Origin of the sequence: Actinomadura parmotrematis, assembly GCF_019458805.1 — a bacterium.
Classification (GTDB): Bacteria; Actinomycetota; Actinomycetes; order Streptosporangiales; family Streptosporangiaceae; genus Spirillospora; species Spirillospora parmotrematis.
This window is the reverse complement of the sequence record NZ_JAIBOA010000008.1, coordinates 150,588-167,415: the sequence shown is the minus strand read 5'-3', so window position 1 is coordinate 167,415 and position 16,828 is coordinate 150,588. Positions and strand designations below refer to the sequence as shown.

The window sequence follows — 16,828 nt, the reverse complement described above, 5'->3', positions numbered from 1 at the left end:
TCAGAGGAAGGAGGGGCTCTCCCAGGCGGCGGGATCCTCGGTGAGCTTGCGGACCGGCTCCGGCAGCTCCCCGGACGCGATGTGCTGGAGGGTGACGCTCTCCAGGATGCCGCGCTCGCTGGCGCGCAGCGCGATCCACACCTCCTGCAGGGAGCGCGCGGGGCCCTCGTAGCCCACGTGCTCGGGGCGCTCGCCGCGGACGCCGAGCAGCGGCCCGTCGATGGCGCGGATGATGTCGGCGAGGGAGATCTGGTCGGCCGGGCGGGCCAGCCAGTACCCGCCCTCGGGGCCTCGCTGGCTGCGCACCAGGCCGGAGCGGCGCAGCTGCCCGAGGATGTTCTCCAGGAACTTGGGCGGGATGCGCTGCGCCTCGGCGAGCTGGACGGCGGTCACCGGATGGCTCCCCGCCACCGACAGCTCAGCGGAGGCCCGCAGCGCGTAGTCGACCCGAGCGGACAATCGCATGTACGTATTATCCCTTGCCGATCGGACTGGTTGGGCTTACCGCCGGGCGGTCCCCGGCGCACCCTGCCGCCGGGACGCGGCCCGGCACACCCTATGAGGGTATGCCGGTCCGCGCCGGTTCACCCCGCCGGGGTCAGCCCGAGCGTCTCGACGGCGGCGCGGGCGTTCGCCGCGGCCGCCCCGTAGGTCGCCACGTGGACGGCCCCCTCGGGCCGCCACACCGGCAGGCCCATCTCCACGAGGACGGCGTCGGGACGGGCCGCGAGCAGCGCGGACGCGAGCCCGCGCTGCCCGGCGTGCCGGTGCGCGTCCCGCAGAACGATCACCAGCCCGCGCCCGGTGGCACGTTCCAGCAGGGGTCCGGCTTCGGCCGCGTCCCCTACGGCCCGGACCGTCTCGGCGCCGTCCCCGAGCGGCCCGAGCCCCCACGGCGTCGGGCCGACCGCGATGTTGCCGCCGGCCTCGGCCTGCACGACGAGCGGCCGGCCGGCGAGGGTGGGCAGGTCGCCGGTGACGCGCACCGCCCGGCGGGCGGCCTCCAGCCCGGCCTCCCGGTCCAGCGCGACGGGCCCGCGGCCCGACGCCCACGCCCGCAGGGCGGCCGTGCGCGCCCCCGCGTCGGCCAGCCGCTCCAGCGGCAGCCGGCCGCTGCGCACGGCCTCCTCGACGGCGGCGAGGACCGCGCGGACGCTGTCCTCGTGCTCGCGCGGGCCGAGGCAGAGCAGGTCGGCGCCCGCGATGAGCGCCCGCACCGCCGCCTCGGGGATGCCGATCGCGCCGGACGCGCCGTCCATGTCCAGGGCGTCGGTGACGATGACGCCGCCGTAGCCGAGGTGCTCGCGGAGCAGGCCGGTGATCACGGCGGGGGACAGCGTGGCCGGCACCCCGCCGGTGATCTTCGGCAGGTCCAGGTGGGCGGTCATGACCGCCCGCGCCCCGGCCGCGATCGCGGCGCGGAACGGGACGAGCTCGCGGCGGTCCAGCAGGTCCAGGTCGGCGTCCACGACCGGGACGCCGAGGTGGGAGTCCTCGACGGTCGCGCCGTGGCCGGGGAAGTGCTTGGCGCAGGCAGCGACGCCCGCCTCCTGCGTGCCGACGACGGCCGCGGCGGCGTGCCGGGCCACCAGCTCCGGGTCGGACCCGAACGAGCGGGTGCCGATCACCGGGTTGTCGGCGGCGGTGTTGACGTCCACCGACGGCGCGAAGTTGAGGTTCACGCCGACCGCGGCCAGCTCGGCGCCGAGCGAGCGGTAGACGCGGCGGGTGAGCTCGGGGTCGTCGGCGGCGCCGAGCGCGGCGTTGCCGGGGTAGGGGCTCGCGGTCCGGTGCCCGCCGAGGCGGGTGACGTCGCCGCCCTCCTCGTCGATGGTGATCAGCGGGTCGCCGGCGGCGGCGAGCCCGGCGGTCAGCGCGGCGAGGCCCGCCGCGTCCGGCACGTTGCCGTTGATGGCGAACAGGGTGACGCCGCCGAGGCCGCGCTCCACCTCCGCCAGCAGCCAGCGCGGGGCGGTGGCGCCGGCGAAGCCGGGCAGCAGCGTGCCGCGGGCGAGCCGGGAGATCTCGCCGGTCATCCCTTCACCGCCCCGGCGGTGAGGCCCGAGACCATGCGGCGCTGGACCAGCAGGAAGAACACGATGACCGGGACCGTCAGCAGGGTGGACGCCGCCATGATCGGCCCCCACGCGGTGCTGTTGTGGCCGAAGTAGTACTGCAGCATGATCGGCAAGGTGAACTTGTCCTGGTCGTCGAGGAAGGTGTAGGCGAAGATGAACTCGTTCCAGGCGGTGATGAACGAGAAGATGCTCGTCGCCACGAGGCCCGGGGCGACCAGCGGCAGCAGCACGGTGAAGAACGTGCGCACCGGCCCGGCGCCGTCGATCGCGGCGGCCTCCTCCAGCTCCTTCGGCACCGCGGCGACGAAGCCGCGCAGCATGAGGATGGCGAACGGCACCGCGAAGGCGATGTAGACGGCCGCCAGCCCGGCCAGGCTGTTCAGCAGCTGCAGCCGCCGCGCGTCGAGGAACAGCGGGATGACCAGCGCCTCCAGCGGCACCATCTGCACGACCAGCAGCAGCACCATGAACGTGGTGCGGAACCGGAAGCGGTACCGGGCGATCGCGGTCGCCGCGAGCAGCGCGAGCAGGCCCGACACGACGACGGTGACGACCGCCAGGATGAGGCTGTTGCGGAAGTACTCCCAGAACGCCACCTCGGCGATCCGGCCCGTCAGCACGTCGTGGAAGTGCCGCACCGTCGGGTGCTCGGGCAGCGGGTGCGGGGTGCTGGAGAAGATCTCGTCGTTGGGCTTGAAGGCGGTGGACACCATCCAGAAGACGGGGAACACCGACAGCGCGAACACCGCGATCCCGGTGGCGTTCAGCGCGAACCTGCGCAGGAGCCGCGGCCTCACTTGGTCTCCCCCTGACGGACCATGACCCGCACGTACAGGGCCGTGACGACGAGCAGGAGCACCGTCAGCACCATCGCGATGGCCGAGCCGAGCCCGAGCTTGGGGTTCAGCGACCCGAACGCCTCGGAGTAGGCGTACAGCGACAGGTTGAAGGCGTCCCGGTTGGCCATCCCGGCCATGATGAACAGCTGGGTGAACACCTTGAAGTCCCAGATGATCGACATCACCAGCAGGACCATGAAGATGGGCTTCAGCAGCGGGAAGGTGATGCTCCAGAACGAGCGCCACGGCCCCGAGCCGTCCACCCGGGCGGCCTCGTACAGCTCGCTCGGCACGCTCTTCAGGCCGGCCAGCACCGACACCGCGACGAACGGGCACGCCTGCCAGACGACGCAGACGGTGAGCACGGTGTAGGTGGGCAGCGGGCTGCCGAACCAGTTGTAGTCGGCCCAGCCGCCGCCGACCAGCCAGTCGGGCAGGGCGTCGAGGGTCCAGTTGACGGCGCCGCCGGTCGTGCCGAACAGCCAGTAGAAGACGATGGCGGCGGTCACCGGCGGCGTCGCCCAGGCGATCATGACGCCGCTCGCGACGAGGTTCGACATGCGGCCGCCCAGCTTGTGCAGCAGCAGCCCGATCAGGGTGCCGACGAGCAGGGTGAGCGACACCGCCACCACGGCGAACAGCACCGTCTGCCGGAGCGTCTGCCAGAAGAACGGGTCGTCGAAGATCTGCCGGTAGTTCTCGGCGCCCACCGACTCGGCGGGCTCGCCGCGGAGCTGGCGGTTGCCGACCTTCTGGAACGACATGAGGCCGATCTGCACCATCGGCCACAGGGTGAGGACGGCGATGACCGCCAGCGTCGGCGCGATCAGCAGGTACGGCCCGAGGCGGGGCCGGCGGCGGCGCCGGGGCGGCCCGGAGGAGCTCCGGTCCGGCGCCCGGCCCACCGCGGGGGCGGTGTCGATCATGCATTCGGTCCGATCAGGCGGGAGGGCAGGGGGCGGGGGCCTCGGGGGAGCGCGCCCCCGGGAGGGGCGGCGGGCGTCAGGAGGCGTTGAGCAGGCTGTTGGCCTGCTCGTTGGCCTTCTTCAGCTCGCCGTCGGCGGACTTGCCCTGCATGATGGCCTTCAGCGCGTTCGGCAGCACCTTCTTGGACTGCTCGAACTCGGCCCAGCCGGCGCTGATCGGGGTGAACTTGGTGTTGCCCGCGATCGCGGTGAAGGGCTCCAGCACCGGGTCGGAGAACTTCACGTCCGAGCGCATCGAGGAGAAGCCGGACAGGTCGGCCCACGCCTTGGCGTTCTTGGCGTCGTTCAGCACGGTGATGTAGTCGAACGCCGCGGACTTGGCCTTGGAGTCCTTCCACACCGCGAGGTCCGAGCCGCCCGCCATCGTCGGCGCGTTGCCGCCGGTCTTCGACGGGATCGGGAAGACCGCCCAGTTCGCGGCGTTCTTCGGGCTGATCTTCTTCATCTGGGCGAGCGCCCAGCTGCCGTCGATGTACATGCCGAGCTTGCCGAGCGCGAAGTCCTGCTGCGGGCCCTGCAGCTCGTTCTTGCCGATGTACTTGGTCGGGGCGACCTTGTCCTTGGAGACGAGGCCGGCGTAGTACTCGACGGCCTCCTTGGCCTGCGGCTGGTCGAGCTTGCCGACCCACTTGCCGCCGTCCTTGGTGGCCACCTCGCCGCCGTTGCCCCAGATGAAGGAGACCAGGGCGTTGGTCTGGTCGCTCGGCGCGCCGATGCCCGGGACCTTCTTGGCGTCCTGGATCTTCTTGGCGGCCGCGCGCAGCTCGTCCCAGGTCTTCGGCTGGGCGATGTTCAGCTCGGTGAACCAGTCCTTGCGGTACCAGATGCCCCGGACGCCGCCGTACCACGGCACGCCGTACACCTTGCCGTCGGACTTGTCGTTCTCCAGCGCCGACTTGTTCAGCGTCGAGCCGTCGCTCCACTTGCCGTACTCGTCGGAGATGTCGGCGAAGTCGCCGGACGCCACGTGCGACTGCACGTCGGTGTTGCCGACCTCGGTGACGTCGGGGCCCTCGCCGCCCGCCGTCGCCTTCTGGAAGGTCGCGGCGACCTGCGGCCACGGCACGTACTTGACGACGACGTCGGTGTTCGGGTGCTTCTGCTTGAAGTCCGTCTCGACGCCGTCGAGGAACTTGGTCTGCTCGGGCGTGCCCTCGCCCATCATCCAGACCTTGAGCTGGGCCGGGTCCTTGGCGGCCGACGAGTCGTCCTTCTTGTCGTCCGAGCCGCCGCAGGCCGTGGCGGCCAGGGCGATCGCGGCCGTCGCGGCCGCAATCTTGATGTACTTCATGGGGGGTTCCTTTCCGGCATCGCCTCGCGTGCCGTCCGGCCCGCGGTGCCTTCGGACCCGGCCCCGACCCTCTAGGGTCGGGGTCCATGCCCGATCTCGTCCTCGGCACCGCTCGCGGGCGCCCTGCTCGCCACTTGGCGTACTGCTGCTGCGCCGCGTTCCCGGCCCCTCGGGGAGGGGCGCCGGGGCGCTTGCGGGTAAACTAACAAGAAACTTTCCTAAACAAAACCGCTCGTTAGCGGATTGAGACTTCGAGGGGTGCGGCATGGCCAACCGGCCGGGGACGCCGAGGTTGCTGCGCGAGCTCAACGACCGCGCGGCGCTGGACCTGCTCGTGGGGCAGGGACCGCTCACCCGCGCCCAGATCGGGGAGCGCACGGGGCTGTCGAAGGTCACCGCCTCCCAGTTGCTGTCCCGGCTGGAGGAGCGCGGCCTGGTCCAGGTCGTCGGCGCGCAGGCGGGCGGCCGCGGGCCGAACGCCGCGCTGTACGCCGTGGTGCCGTCCAGCGCCTACGTCGCCGGGCTGGAGGTCGGCCCGAAGGGCGTGACCGCGGGCGTCGCCGACATCACGGGGCGTATCGCGGCCCAGGTTACCGTCGACCCGAACGGATCCGACAACCCCGTCAGACTGGTGCACAGCGCCGTGGTCAAGGCGTGCCGGTCGGCCAAGGTCGGCGTCGACCGGCTCAGCGCCTTCGTCATCGGCACCCCCGGCGTCGTCGACCCCCGCTCGGGCGACGTGCAGTTCGCGTTCGACCTGCCCGCCTGGCACGAGGGCGTCCTCGCCGCGCTCCGCACCGACCTGCGCCGCCCCGTCACCATCGAGAACGACGTCAACCTCGCCGCGCTCGCCGAACGCGCCTACGGCGCCGCGCGGGGCGCGGAGGACTTCGCGCTCGTCTGGCTCGACCGCGGCATCGGCCTGTCGGTCACGATCGGCGGCCGGCTGCACCGCGGCCGCTCGGGCGGCGCCGGCGAGATCGGCTACCTGCCCGTCCCCGGCGTCCCGCTCGCCGTCGGCACCGCCCGCCCGGCGCCGCGCTCGGAGGGCGTCACCGAGTCGACCAGCTGGGGCATCCCGGCGCTCGCCGGCGGCTACGGCTCGCTCGTCGGCGCCGACGCCGTCCGCGAGCTCGCGCACCGGCACGGCGTCGCCGAGCCGACCGCCGTCGAGTGCGTGCGGGCGGCGGCCGCCGACGAGGACGGCGGCGGCGCCTTCCTGGACGAGCTCGCCAGCCGCATCGCCTACGGCGTCGCGTCGGTCAACATCGTCCTGGACCCCGGCCTGGTGGTGCTGTCCGGGCAGCTCGGGCGGGCCGGCGGCCGGCCCCTCGCCGCCCGCATCGAGCGCGTCGTCGGGCGCATCACCCCGACCCGGCCGACCGTCGAGGTGACCGAGGTGGACGGCGCGCCGGTGCTGCGCGGCGCGCTGCACGCCGCGCTGGAGCAGGCCCGCGACGAGGTGTTCTCCGCCGGGGCTTGACCCGCCCGGCGGCCTACTTGGCCGGCTCGGCCGCCTCGGCGGGCGCGTCGCGGCGCGCGTCCTGGAGGGCGCGGTCGAGGACCGTCCGGCTGATGATCCGGCGCCGGCGCCGCTGCGCGGCCTCGTAGCGCGTCTTGGCAATCATGGCGAACCCCGTTCCGCGGCGGCCTTTCCCCGGACCGCCGCATCCCCGTGTCACAGGATCATCCCAGGAATCGGTGGCGGCGCGAATCCACCCCAGGGAGGAGATCGGCCTCCGACCTGCGGGCCCCCGGTCCCGGCCCGCCCGGGACGGGCCGGCCGGGACGCGCGGGGCGGGCGGCGCGGCCGGAACCGGCGATCAGACCGATGGCGCGCCGGGCCCGCCCGGGACATACTGCACGCACGGGTCGCGGGACCGCCGGGCCGCCACGGCGGCGGTCCGGTGCGCGGCGGCCCGGGCCGCTTTCGGGGGAGGCCAGGAATCGTCCCTGCCGTCCCACCCCCGGAGGGTCCATGTCAGCATCCGAGCAGACGGGCGTCCTGCCCCCGCCCCCCGCGCCCGCCCCCGACCGGCGGCTGCGCGTCGGCCCCGGCCGCGGCGCCCTCCTCGCCGCCGGCGTCTGCCTCACCGCCCTCGGCCCGCTCACGCGCTTCTACATCGCCCCGCAGCTCATCGTCGCCCCGACCGACATCTACCAGACGACGACGCTCGTCGCGGCCGGCGCTACCTACTTCGACCAGGGCGCCCTGAAGACCGTCCGGGGCGCCACCCTCACCTACACCGGCACCGTCCGCGGCGCCCCCGGCAGCAGCACCGGCGACACCGCCGTCTGGGACTCCTTCTCCGCGCTGGAGGACCTCGACCGCGGCACCCGCGTCACCCTGTCCACCCAGCGGTTCGCCTTCGACCGCCGCACCGGGCGGCTGTCCACTTGCTGCGGCGCCGCCCTCGACGGCGACACCCGCGTCCGGCAGGAGGGCCTCGGGCTGTTCTGGCCGATCGGCGTCGACCGCGCCGACTACCCGCTGTACGACTCCGGCACCCGCCGCGCCTGGCCCGCCCGCTACGCCGGGCAGGACACCGTCGAGGGCATCCGGACCTACCGGTTCGTCCAGCACGTCCCGCCGACCAAGGTCGGCACCGTCCCGGCGATGCCGCGCTCGCTGCTCGGCCTGCCCGCCGGCCACGGCGAGGACGCCGCGGTGCCCGCCGACCGGTACTACGCCGCCGACGTCACCATCTGGGTGGACCCGCGCACCGGCGTCACCGTCGACCGCCACCAGAAGGTCTCCACCGTCCTGCACGGCCCCGGCGGCCGGGGCACCCTCGTCGCCGCCGACATGGACCTGCGGATGACGCCGAAGGTCCGCGCGGACCTGGCCGACAAGTCCCGCGACAGCGCCCTCACGATCACGCTGCTGCGCACCGTCCTGCCGCTCGCCGCGAGCGGCGTCGGCCTGCTGCTCACCGCGGCGGCCCTGCTCCGCCCGCGGCGCCGGGCTCAGCAGCAGGCGAGGTAGGCCTCCGGTGCGGTCCGGGGCGCCCCGGCACGGGTATACATGATCGGCAGACGGCCGGCGCGGCGGGGAACGGCCCGCCGCGCGGGTCCGTTGGGAATGCGTGATCGAGTATCGGAGGTGCCGAGATGGCGTTGCGTGACCGGTTCCGCCGCCTGGTGCAGCGGCCGGGCAGCGCCGACCTGGCGCCCTTCCAGGCCGTCGTCGCGCGGGCCGGCGAGCGCGCCGGCCGCGTCCGGGAGCTGACGGACGCCGAGCTGACGGCCGCGGCCGCCGCCCTGCGCGGGAAGGAGGACCTCGCCGAGTTCTGCGCGCTCGGCCGCGAGGCCGCCGAGCGCGCCCTCGGCGAGCGGCCCTTCGACGTCCAGCTCGTCGGGACGCTCGCGCTGCTGTCGGGCCACGTCGCGGAGATGGCGACCGGCGAGGGCAAGACGCTCGCGGGCGCGCTCGCCGCCGCCGGGTACGCGCTGCGCGGCGAGCGCGTCCACCTGATGTCGGTCAACGACTACCTCGCCCGCCGCGACGCCGAGTGGATGCGGCCCCTGTACGACCTGCTCGGCGTCACCGTCGGCTGGATCGGCCAGTCCTCCACCCCGGAGGAGCGCCGCGCCGCCTACGCCGCCGACGTCGCCTACGCGCCGGTCAGCGAGGTCGGCTTCGACCTGCTGCGCGACCGCCTCGTCACCGGCGCCGCCGACCGGGTGCAGCCCGCCCCGTCGGTCGCGCTGATCGACGAGGCCGACTCGGTGCTGGTGGACGAGGCGATGGTGCCGCTCGTCCTCGCCGGCGCGACCGACCTCGACGCCGCCGACCCCGCCCACGCCGACCTCGCCCGGCGGCTGCGGGCCGGCCGCGACTACACGACCGACGGCGAGAACCGCAACGTCCAGCTCACCGCGGCGGGCGCCCGCGAGGTCGAGCGCGCCCTCGGCGGCATCGACCTGTACGCGCCGGAGAACCTGGACGCCCTCACCGCCGTCAACGTCGCCCTGCACGCCGAGGCGCTGCTGCACCGCGACGTCGACTACATCGTCCGCGACGGCGCGGTGAAGCTGATCAGCGAGTCGCGGGGCCGGGTCGCGCTGCTGCAGCGCTGGCCGGACGGGCTGCAGGCGGCGGTGGAGGCCAAGGAGGCGCTGGCGTCCTCGCCGAGCGGCGAGATCCTCGACTCCCTCACCGTGCAGGAGCTGATCGGCCGCTACCCGCGCCGCGCCGGGATGACCGGCACCGCGCTGGCGGTCGCGGACCAGCTCCGCGAGTTCTACGCGCTGGAGATCGCCGTCGTCCCGCCGAACCGGCCGTGCGTCCGCGACGACCGGCCCGACCGGCTGTACGCGACCGCCACCGACAAGGACGTCGCGGTCGTCGAGCAGATCGCCGCGGCGCACGCCACCGGCCGCCCCGTGCTCGTCGGCACCGAGGACGTCGCCGCGTCCGAGCGCCTCGCCCGGCGGCTGCGCAGGGCGGGCCTGGAACCGGTCGTGCTGAACGCCAAGAACGACGCCGAGGAGGCCGCGATCATCGCGCGGGCGGGGGAGCGCGCCGCGATCACCGTGTCCACCCAGATCGCCGGGCGCGGCACCGACATCCGCCTGGGCGACGGCGTCGCGGACCTCGGCGGCCTCCTGGTCATCGGCACCGGCCGCTACCACTCCAGCCGCCTGGACGACCAGCTGCGCGGCCGCGCCGGCCGCCAGGGCGACCCGGGCGCGTCAGTGTTCCTCGCCAGCCTCCAGGACGACCTGGTGACCCGCTACGCGCCCGACGAGCGGTACGAGGGGCCGGCCGGCGACGACGGCCTCGTCGAGGACAAGGGCGCCGACTGGATCGTCGGGCACGCGCAGCGCGTCGCCGAGGGCGTCGACCTGGAGATCCACCGCAACACCTGGCGGTACAACCGGCTGATCGGGCTGCAGCGGGCGGCGCTGCTCGCCGAGCGCGACGGCGTCCTGGACGGCGACCTCGGCGACCGCACCATGGCCGAGCACGCCGCCGCCAAGCACGCCGAGCTGGTCGAGGAGGCCGGGGCGGACGCCGTCGCGGACGCCGCCCGGCAGGTCTGCCTCTACCAGCTCGACCGCGTGTGGGCCGACCACCTGGCCTACCTCGCCGAGCTGCGCGAGGGCATCCACCTGCGCTCCCTCGGCCGGGGCCTCGACCCGCTGGTGGAGTTCAACCGCGAGGCCGTCCCGGCGGGCAAGCGCCTGCCGGTGCAGGCCCGCGAGCGCAGCGTGAAGGCGTTCGAGCAGCTCACCGCCGCCGGCGGCGCCATCGACCTGGACGCCGCCGGCCTCACCCGCCCGTCGGCGACCTGGACCTACCTCGTCCACGACAACCCGTTCGGCAGCCTCGACGAGCGCGCCTTCAAGGGCCTCGTCGCCCTGTTCCGCCGCGGCAGGCGCTGACCCGCCCCGCCGGGGACGGGGCGGTCAGGCGCGGAGTCGGAGGCCCCGGGGGGTGGGGTGGAAGCCCGCGGACTCCAGGGCGGCGGCGAGCGGCGAGTCGTTGATCGACTCGCCGTCGGCCTTCTCGACGGTGAGGCGGCCGAGGGCGCCCTCGCGGACGGCGAGCGCCAGGGCGTCCACCGCCGGGCGCAGCGTGTCCATGTCGTCGCCCCAGGTCAGCAGGGTCTTCCCGCCGCGCTCGACGTAGAGGGCGAGGCGGCCGTCGACGAGGACGACGAGGGCGCCCGCCTTGCGCCCGGCCTTGTGGCCGCTCGCGGACTCGCCGGGACGCTCCGGCCAGGGCAGCGCGGCGCCGTAGGGGTTGGCCGGGTCGGCGGCGGCGAGGACCAGCGCGCGGCGCCCCGCGTCGGCGCGCTGCGCCGGCGCCTCCCACAGGCCCGCCAGGTCGTCGGGGACGGCGGGCTCGGCCGGGCGCAGCGCGCGCAGCCGGTCGACGGCGCCCGGCAGCGCGAACTGGGCGGCGCCGAGGCCCTCCACGAAGTAGCCGCGGCGGCACCGGCCGCTCTCCTCGAACGCCCGCAGCACCGGGTAGACGCCGGCGAACCCGCCGGGCGTCCGCTCGGCGGCGACCGCGCCGCGGATGACGATGCCGTAGCGCTCCAGCAGCGCCTCGGCGAGCGCGTGCGAGCGCAGCGTCGCGGTGCCCTCGCGTTCGGGCAGCGGCCACCAGCGCCCGGCCGCCGCCGGCGGGCCGGTGCGCGAGGGCAGCACGGGACGGCCGCGCCGCGCCGTCGAGCGCGACCGGTGCGCCGGGCGGCCCGACCCGAGGGCCGAGCGGAGCGGCGCGAGGGTGTCGTTGGTGAGCAGGCCCGCCCACACCAGGTCCCACAGGGCGGTGAGGAGGTCGGCGTCGCCGGCGGTGACGCCCGCGGCGTTGACGCGGTCGGACAGCATGCGGAAGAACAGCGCCCCGCCGCCGTCCAGCGCGTCCAGGATCGCCTGGTGGACGGGCGTCACGGTGATCTCCGCGGGGGCGGGCATCAGCAGCGGCGCGGAGTCGGCGAGGTAGAGCGACACCCAGCCGTCGCCGCCCGGCAGCGAGCCCTGCCCGGCCCACACGACCTCGCCCGCCGAGGTCAGCTCGTCCAGCAGCGCGGGCGTGTACCCGGCGATCCGGGACGGCAGGATCAGCGACTCCAGCGCCGACGCCGGCACCGCGGCGCCCTGGAGCTGCTCGACCGCCTGCACGAGCGCGTCGATGCCGCGCAGCCGGGAGCCGCCCGCGACGCCGTGCCAGGCGGGCAGGAACCGGCCGAGGGACTCGGGCGGCGACGGCTCGACCTCGGCGCGGAGGCGGGCGAGGGACCGGCGCCGCAGCGTCCGCAGCACGCCCGCGTCGCACCACTCGCCCGTGAGCGGCCCGGCGACGGCCGAGGCGGGCAGGAACTCGCCCTCGACGACGCGGCCCGCGGCGGCGAGGCGCCGCAGCGTCTCGGTCACCACCGCCGCGCCGAGCCCGAACCGCAGCGCGGCGTCGGCGGCGCGGAACGGGCCGTGCGTGCGGGCGTGGCGGGACACCAGGTCGCCCAGCGGATCGTCGACGATCTCCAGGAACGCCTCCGGGACGCCGACCGGCAGCGGCGCGCCGAGCGCGTCGCGGAGCCGCCCCGCGTCCTCGATGGCGCACCAGCGCTCCTCGCCGCCGATGCGGACGCGGATGGCGCGGCGGGCCGCCTCCAGCTCGGCGAGCCAGGCCGCGGGCGGCTCGGCCGAGCGCTCGGCGACCTCGCCGGTGGTGAGCGGGCCGAGGCCGCGCAGCAGGTCGGCGGCGCCCTCCAGGTCGCGGGCGCGGCGGTCGGGGGCGAGGCGCTGCAGCTCCCGCTCCGTCTCGGTGATCACCTCGGGGTCGAGCAGCTCGCGCAGGTCGGCCTGCCCGAGCAGCTCGGCGAGCAGCGCCGAGTCGAGCGCGAGGGCCTGCGCCCGGCGCTCGGCGAGCGGCGAGTCGCCCTCGTACATGAACGCGCCGACGTAGTGGAACAGCAGCGACCGCGCGTACGGCGACGGCTGCGGCGTCTCGACCTCGACCAGCCGCAGCTTACGGCCGGACAGGTCGCGCATGACCTGCACGAGGCCCGGGACGTCGAACACGTCCTGGAGGCACTCGCGCATCGTCTCCAGCACGATCGGGAACGAGGGGTAGCGGCTCGCGACGCCGAGGAGCTGCGCGGCGCGCTGGCGCTGCTGCCAGAGCGGCGTCCGCCGGTCGGGGCGGCGGCGCGGCAGCAGCAGGGACCGGGCGGCGCACTCGCGGAACCGGGCGGCGAACAGCGCCGACCCGCCGAGCTCGTCCACCACGATCCGCTCGACGTCCTCGGCGTCGAACACCGCGAGGTCGACGCTCGGCGGCTCGTCCATGTCGGGGATGCGGAGGACGATGCCGTCGTCGGCGTGCATGGACTGGGCGTCCACGCCGTAGCGCTCGCGCAGCCGCCCGGCGATCGCGAGGGCCCAGGGCGCGTGCACGCGGGCGCCGAGCGGGGAGTGCACGACCATCCGCCAGTCGCCGAGCTCGTCGCGGAACCGCTCGACGACGAGGGTGCGGTCGTCGGGGACGTGGCCGGTCGCCTCGCGCTGCTCGCCGAGGTAGGACACCAGGTTCGCGGCGGCCCAGCCGTCCAGGCCCGCCGCGCCCGCGCGGGCGCGGCCGGCCTCGGCGGGCAGCTCGGCGAGCTCGCGGGTGAACGCGCCGAGGGCGCGGCCGAGCTCGACGGGGCGGCCGAGCGCGTCGCCGTGCCAGAACGGCAGCTTGCCGGGCTGGCCGGGGGCGGGGGAGACCAGGACGCGGTCGGGGGTGATGTCCTCGATCCGCCAGGACGAGGCGCCGAGCACGAACACGTCGCCGACCCGCGACTCGTAGACCATCTCCTCGTCCAGCTCCCCGACCCGCGAGGACTTCTCGCCGGCGAGGAACACCCCGAACAGGCCGCGGTCGGGGATCGTGCCGCCGCTGGTGACGGCGAGGCGCTGCGCGCCCGGCCGCTCGCGGAGCACGCCCGCGACGCGGTCCCAGACGAGGCGGGGCCGCAGCTCGCCGAACTCGTCGCTCGGGTAGCGGCCCGCGAGCATGTCGAGGGTGGCCTCCAGCGCCGACCGCGGCAGCGTCGCGTAGGGGGCGGCGCGCTTGACGAGCGTCTCCAGCTCGTCGACCGCCCACTCGTCCATCGCGACCATCGCGACGATCTGCTGGGCAAGGACGTCCAGGGGGTTGCGCGGGTAGCGCAGCTCCTCGATGCGGCCGTCGCGCATCCGCTCGGCGACGACGGCGGTCTGCACGAGGTCGCCCCGGTACTTGGGGAACAGCACGCCCTTGGACACCGCGCCGACCTGGTGGCCGGCCCGGCCGACGCGCTGCAGCCCGCTCGCCACCGACGGCGGCGACTCGACCTGCACGACGAGGTCGACCGCGCCCATGTCGATGCCGAGCTCCAGGCTGGAGGTCGCGACGACGGCGGGCAGGCGGCCCTGCTTCAGCGCGTCCTCGATGACGGCGCGCTCCTCCTTGGACACCGACCCGTGGTGCGCGCGGGCGATCTCGGCGGGGACGCCGCGCAGCGCCCCGGCCTGCGCCATGACCTGCGCGGGGGAGGGCGGTGTGACGGCGCGGCGCACGTCCCGCTCGCCGATGCGGGCGAGGCCCTCGCCCTCGCCGCGCTCGCCGGCGCCGCCGCCCGCGCGCTCGAAGGCCAGCTCGTTCAGGCGGCCGCAGAGCCGCTCGGCGAGCCGCCGCGAGTTGGCGAAGACCAGGGTGGAGCGGTGCGCCTCGATGAGGTCGAGGAGGCGGTCCTCCACGTGCGGCCAGATGCTGCGCTGGCGCGGGTCGGCGTCGCCGGCGTCGTCGGTGAACGAGCCGATCTCGCCCATGTCCTCGACGGGCACGACGATGTCGAGGTCGAAGACCTTGTCCGAGGGCGGCTGCACGACGACCGCCGGGCGCGCGCCGCCGAGGAACGCGCCGATCTCCTCCGGCGGCCGGACCGTCGCCGACAGCCCGACGCGCTGCGCGGGCCGCTCCAGCAGCGCGTCCAGGCGCTCCAGGCTGAGCGCCAGGTGCGCGCCGCGCTTGGTGCCCGCCACGGCGTGCACCTCGTCGACGATGACGGTCTCCACGCCGCGCAGCGCCTCGCGCGCCTGCGAGGTGAGCAGCAGGAACAGCGACTCGGGCGTGGTGATGAGGATGTCGGGCGGCTTGGCGGCGAGGCGGCGCCGCTCGTCGGCGGGGGTGTCGCCGGAGCGGATGCCGACCTGCACGTCCGGCTCGGGCAGCTCCAGGCGGCGCGCCGCCTGCCGGATGCCGGTGAGCGGGGCGCGCAGGTTGCGCTCGACGTCGACCGCGAGCGCCTTCAGCGGCGAGACGTACAGGACGCGGCAGCGGTGCCGCGGGTCCTCCGGCGGCGCGCCGGTCGCCAGGCGGTCCAGGGACCACAGGAACGCCGACAGCGTCTTGCCCGAGCCGGTCGGCGCGACCACCAGCGTGTTGTCGCCCGCCGCGATCGACCGCCACGCCCCCGCCTGGGCGGCGGTCGGCGCGGCGAACGCCCCCGTGAACCAGGCGCGCGTCGCCGGAGAGAAGCGTTCCAGCACGTCATCGCTCATGCCCCCATCTTGCCTGGGGGGTCCGACAGAACGGCGGGGGGTGGCCCCCGTCACCTTGTGAGCAAGCGCTTGTCAGGGCATCCTCGGGTCCATGCCGTACCTGCTGCTCGCCCTCGGCGCCCTGGCCCTGCTGCTCGCGGTCAACGCCTACCTGCCGCGCCCGCAGCCGGCGCTGCTCGTGCCGAGCTTCTTCGCCGGCTGGCTGGCCATCGAGCTGGCGCCCCACCTGCTGGCCGCCGAGATCGCCGGCCTCGCCGCCGCCGCGGCGCTCGGCGGCCTGGACGGCCGGCCCGGCTGGGCGGGCCTCGCGCTCGGCGTCCTCGGCGCCGCCGGCACCGCCGCGACGATCGTCGCGGCGAGCCGGACCGTCGTCACCCTGCGCGAGAGCGGCGCCCCCCTCGACCTGGACCCCGAAGGCGCGCCCCGCTACCCGCGCTCGCACCTGGTCGTCCCGCCGCTCTGCCTGATCCCGCGCCGCGGCGTCCGCGTGGACCGCAACGTCGTCTACCGGCAGGAGGGCCGCCTCCGCCTGAAACTGGACGTCTACCGTCCGCGCGAGGACGTCCGGCCCGAGGCGGGCGGCGCGCTGCGCCCCGGGCTGATGCAGATCCACGGCGGCGCCTGGGTCATCGGCGACAAGCGCGAGCAGGGCCTGCCGCTGCTCAACCACATGGCGCTGCAGGGCTGGGCCGGGTTCAACGTCAACTACCGGCTGAGCCCCCGCGCGACCTGGCCCGACCCCCTGATCGACCTGAAGCACTTCATCGCCTGGTACCGCGAGCACGCCGCCGAATACGGCGCCGACCCCGATTTCCTCTGCGTCACCGGCGGTTCGGCGGGCGGCCACCTCACGGCGCTGGTCGCGCTCACCGCGAACCGCCCCGAGTTCCAGCCCGGCTTCGAGGACGTGGACACCTCGGTGCGCGGCGCCGTCCCCTTCTACGGCGTGTACGACCTCGTGGAACCGGGCCCGTGGCCCGTCCCGATGGGCTCCACGCGGCTGATGGAGCGCTACGTCGTCAAGCGGCCCTTCGCCACCGACCGCGAGGCGTTCGCCCGGGCGTCCCCGGTCTCCTACCTGCGCGCGGACGCGCCGCCGTTCTTCGTCATCCACGGCAGCAAGGACTCGCTCATCCCCGTCGCCGAGGCGCGCCGCTTCGTCGCCAAGCTCCGCGACGCCTCCGACGCCCCCGTCATCTACGCCGAGATGAAGGGCGGCCAGCACGCCTTCGACGTGTTCCCGTCCTACCGGACCGCCCGCGTGGTGGAGGGGGTCGAGCGGTACCTGACGGGCCTGCACCGCGCGTACGAGCAGGACCGCGCGCCGCGCGCGCCCGAGGACGTCGCCCGCGACATCGCCTGAACCGCGCCGCCCGCGGCGTCGGATAGCGTGGCCGCGTGCGGCTCACACAGTTCTGGCAGCGGATGGACCAGCAGTTCGGCCCCGCCTACTCGGCGAGCGTCGCGAAGGACCACGTCATCGCCGCCCTCGGCGGGCGCACCGTCGACCAGGCGCTGGCCGACGGCGTCGCCGCCAAGGAGGTGTGGCGGGCCGTCGTCGCGACCTTCGACGTGCCCGCCTCCCTGCGGTAG

Annotated in this window: 12 protein-coding genes; 5 read left to right on the top strand and 7 right to left on the bottom strand. The window is 75.2% G+C overall.

The genetic code is table 11. The annotated features are described in order from the left end of the window. The 5 genes from K1Y72_RS14560 to K1Y72_RS14540 form a co-directional block, all read right to left on the bottom strand. Positions 1–465 carry an RrF2 family transcriptional regulator gene (locus tag K1Y72_RS14560; RefSeq protein WP_220166830.1) on the bottom strand — a complete coding sequence of 155 codons (465 nt, stop codon included), beginning with the start codon at positions 463–465 and terminating at the stop codon, positions 1–3. Positions 466–584: 119 nt separating this feature from the next. After that, positions 585–2,036 (bottom strand): glycoside hydrolase family 3 protein, encoded by a 1,452-nt coding sequence (locus K1Y72_RS14555; protein WP_220166829.1) that lies wholly within the window; start codon positions 2,034–2,036, stop codon positions 585–587. Then, positions 2,033–2,875, bottom strand: a complete 843-nt coding sequence (locus K1Y72_RS14550) for a carbohydrate ABC transporter permease (RefSeq protein ID WP_220166828.1) — start codon at positions 2,873–2,875, stop codon at positions 2,033–2,035. The genes K1Y72_RS14555 and K1Y72_RS14550 overlap by 4 nt, the downstream gene beginning before the upstream one ends. Further along, positions 2,872–3,843 carry a carbohydrate ABC transporter permease gene (locus tag K1Y72_RS14545; RefSeq protein ID WP_220166827.1) on the bottom strand — a complete coding sequence of 324 codons (972 nt, stop codon included), beginning with the start codon at positions 3,841–3,843 and terminating at the stop codon, positions 2,872–2,874. The genes K1Y72_RS14550 and K1Y72_RS14545 overlap by 4 nt, the downstream gene beginning before the upstream one ends. Before the next feature lie 76 nt (positions 3,844–3,919). Then, on the bottom strand, positions 3,920–5,194 hold the full coding sequence (locus tag K1Y72_RS14540) for an extracellular solute-binding protein (RefSeq protein WP_220166826.1): 1,275 nt from the start codon (positions 5,192–5,194) through the stop codon (positions 3,920–3,922). Positions 5,195–5,459: 265 nt separating this feature from the next. On the opposite strand from K1Y72_RS14540, the gene K1Y72_RS14535 reads away from it, so the two are divergent. Continuing rightward, positions 5,460–6,677 (top strand): ROK family transcriptional regulator, encoded by a 1,218-nt coding sequence (locus K1Y72_RS14535; RefSeq protein WP_220166825.1) that lies wholly within the window; start codon positions 5,460–5,462, stop codon positions 6,675–6,677. A gap of 13 nt (positions 6,678–6,690) precedes the next feature. Here K1Y72_RS14535 and K1Y72_RS36240 read toward each other — a convergent pair whose 3' ends face one another. Then, a complete protein-coding gene (locus K1Y72_RS36240; protein ID WP_258572425.1) occupies positions 6,691–6,822 on the bottom strand; it encodes a hypothetical protein in 132 nt (43 codons plus the stop codon). A gap of 350 nt (positions 6,823–7,172) precedes the next feature. Here K1Y72_RS36240 and pgfA point away from each other — a divergent pair, with 350 nt between their 5' ends. Beyond that, a complete protein-coding gene (pgfA, locus tag K1Y72_RS14530) occupies positions 7,173–8,180 on the top strand; it encodes a cell envelope lipid trafficking protein PgfA (RefSeq protein WP_220166824.1) in 1,008 nt (335 codons plus the stop codon). Positions 8,181–8,305: 125 nt separating this feature from the next. Next, positions 8,306–10,582 carry an accessory Sec system translocase SecA2 gene (gene secA2, locus K1Y72_RS14525; protein WP_220166823.1) on the top strand — a complete coding sequence of 759 codons (2,277 nt, stop codon included), beginning with the start codon at positions 8,306–8,308 and terminating at the stop codon, positions 10,580–10,582. Positions 10,583–10,606: 24 nt separating this feature from the next. Here secA2 and K1Y72_RS14520 read toward each other — a convergent pair whose 3' ends face one another. Next, positions 10,607–15,235: an ATP-dependent helicase gene (locus tag K1Y72_RS14520; protein ID WP_220166822.1), complete on the bottom strand. Its 4,629-nt coding sequence runs from the start codon at positions 15,233–15,235 to the stop codon at positions 10,607–10,609. Between the two features lie 91 nt (positions 15,236–15,326). Here K1Y72_RS14520 and K1Y72_RS14515 point away from each other — a divergent pair, with 91 nt between their 5' ends. Together K1Y72_RS14515 and K1Y72_RS14510 are read left to right on the top strand one after the other, a co-directional pair. Then, a complete protein-coding gene (locus K1Y72_RS14515) occupies positions 15,327–16,598 on the top strand; it encodes an alpha/beta hydrolase (protein ID WP_220166821.1) in 1,272 nt (423 codons plus the stop codon). 35 nt (positions 16,599–16,633) lie between these two features. Next, positions 16,634–16,828, top strand: a complete 195-nt coding sequence (locus K1Y72_RS14510; protein ID WP_220166820.1) for a DUF3046 domain-containing protein — start codon at positions 16,634–16,636, stop codon at positions 16,826–16,828.

Coding starts and splice junctions, on each gene's coding strand:
- K1Y72_RS14560 (WP_220166830.1), bottom strand. CDS start 465: ATGCGATTGTCCGCTCGGGTCGACTACGCGCTGCGGGCCTCCGCTGAG.
- K1Y72_RS14555 (WP_220166829.1), bottom strand. CDS start 2,036: ATGACCGGCGAGATCTCCCGGCTCGCCCGCGGCACGCTGCTGCCCGGC.
- K1Y72_RS14545 (WP_220166827.1), bottom strand. CDS start 3,843: ATGATCGACACCGCCCCCGCGGTGGGCCGGGCGCCGGACCGGAGCTCC.
- K1Y72_RS14540 (WP_220166826.1), bottom strand. CDS start 5,194: ATGAAGTACATCAAGATTGCGGCCGCGACGGCCGCGATCGCCCTGGCC.
- K1Y72_RS14535 (WP_220166825.1), top strand. CDS start 5,460: ATGGCCAACCGGCCGGGGACGCCGAGGTTGCTGCGCGAGCTCAACGAC.
- K1Y72_RS36240 (WP_258572425.1), bottom strand. CDS start 6,822: ATGATTGCCAAGACGCGCTACGAGGCCGCGCAGCGGCGCCGGCGCCGG.
- pgfA (WP_220166824.1), top strand. CDS start 7,173: ATGTCAGCATCCGAGCAGACGGGCGTCCTGCCCCCGCCCCCCGCGCCC.
- secA2 (WP_220166823.1), top strand. CDS start 8,306: ATGGCGTTGCGTGACCGGTTCCGCCGCCTGGTGCAGCGGCCGGGCAGC.
- K1Y72_RS14520 (WP_220166822.1), bottom strand. CDS start 15,235: ATGAGCGATGACGTGCTGGAACGCTTCTCTCCGGCGACGCGCGCCTGG.
- K1Y72_RS14515 (WP_220166821.1), top strand. CDS start 15,327: ATGCCGTACCTGCTGCTCGCCCTCGGCGCCCTGGCCCTGCTGCTCGCG.